Origin of the sequence: Mycobacterium sp., from assembly GCF_004298145.1 — a bacterium.
Lineage (GTDB): Bacteria > Actinomycetota > Actinomycetes > Mycobacteriales > Mycobacteriaceae > Mycobacterium.
Genome location: NZ_SCRH01000018.1, coordinates 1 through 1562, shown reverse-complemented (window position 1 = coordinate 1562; position 1562 = coordinate 1). Strand labels below are relative to the sequence as shown.

Genomic DNA, 1562 nt, shown 5'->3' with positions numbered 1-1562 from the left:
CTGCCCTTTCCGCGTCTGAGTTCGTGCACCAGTTCCCGGTTCTAATACCCAACCATCTGGGCGGATAAGTTGATCACCGTTCAGGAGGTAGGAAGTGACAGGACCCAAGCCGGGACGCAGGCCACGCAAGCGGCTGGCGACCAGCGAGAAGTACGAGATGTTCATCGCGGTGCTCACCGGACAGTCGACCCAGCGGGAGGCGGCCGAGCGGTTCGGCGTGGACCGCTCCACCGTGGTCGCGGTGTGCCGCACGGCGAAGCAGGGCGCGCTGGATGCGCTCGCGGCAGCGGTGCCGGGCCGACCCGGCCGTTCTCGCGAGCAGGTCGAGCTGGAGGCGGCGCAGGCCGAGATCGAGCGGCTGCGGGCCACGGTGACCGAGCAGGCCGTGAGCCTGCATCTGCACCAGGGAAAATCGCGTTGGGACTGACCGCCGGCATGGTCCCGCCACGTGTCGACGCGCCGGTGAAGCAGGGGCTGCTCGACCTGGTCGCGTATGCCAACGCCGAGGCGGGCTGGTCGCTGCGCCGGTCCGCCTCGGTGCTCGGTGTCGAACACACCCGGCTGGCCCGCTGGGCGGCGCGCGCGGCCGAGGACCGTCTCGCCGACGCCAAGCCCGGACCGGAGTTCGCGGTGCATGCGCTGCTGGACTGGGAACGAGAGGCGATCCTGACCCTGGCCGAGAGCTGGGGCGAGGTCGACCGTAGCCACCGCAAACTGGCCCACCGCGGCTCGCGGCTGGGGCTGGTGCACGTGTCGGAGTCGACGGTGTGGCGGGTGCTGGTCGCGGCCGGGGTGATCCTGCCCGCCGCACCGGCGCGTGAACCGCGGGCCAAGACACCGTGGCCGCAGTGGGCCGAACTCGTGCCCGGGGTCATCTGGATCTACGACTTCACCCACTTCCGGGCCAGCCGGCGCTGCGCGATCGCGGTGCTCGACGTCGTCTCGCGCTACTGGCTGTCCACGATCGTCTCGGCCGAGGAGTCCTCCACCCAGGTCGAGGTCGCCTTCACCGACGCACTCGTCGCCGACGGCAAGGGCTACCTGCTCGAAGACCCGCAGTTGCTCGAGGAGTTGGCGGCCGGGGTCGTCCCGGACAACGACGACCGGGTCCCGGTGCTGCTGGCGGTCAGCGACAACGGGCCGCAGATGACCTCCAAGGCCACCGCAGTGTTCATGGCCGGCGCCCGCATCGCCCAGCACTTCGGCCGGCCCTCCACGCCGAACGACCAGGCCTGGATCGAGTCGTTCTTCGGACACCTCAAAGGCGAGTTCCCGCACCTGGAAAAGATCAAGGACCCCGGCGAGCTCGAAGCCGAACTGGACCGGCTGCGCACCCACTACAACACCGTCCGACTGCACGAGGGCATCGGCTACGTCACCCCCGAGGACGAACACCACGGCCGCGGCAAGGCCATCAGAGCCGCCCGCCGCGCCGGGCTCACCACCGCCCGCCAGCAACGACTTGCCACCAACCGCGAGCTACGAAAGGATCACTCATGACAGCCCGCCAGCGGCTGGGTGTTACGACCCCGCACTGGTGCATTTGGTCAGACACACCGCGG

General features: G+C 69.7%; 2 protein-coding genes. Both read left to right on the top strand.

Features of this window, described 5'->3' with window-relative positions; genetic code table 11:
* The first annotated feature begins 94 nt into the window (after positions 1-94).
* Positions 95-427: a helix-turn-helix domain-containing protein gene (locus tag EPN51_RS07645; RefSeq protein ID WP_293039831.1), complete on the top strand. Its 333-nt coding sequence runs from the start codon at positions 95-97 to the stop codon at positions 425-427.
* On the top strand, positions 418-1500 hold the full coding sequence (locus tag EPN51_RS07640; protein WP_293039828.1) for an integrase core domain-containing protein: 1083 nt from the start codon (positions 418-420) through the stop codon (positions 1498-1500). The genes EPN51_RS07645 and EPN51_RS07640 overlap by 10 nt, the downstream gene beginning before the upstream one ends.
* The last annotated feature ends 62 nt before the right edge of the window (positions 1501-1562 follow it).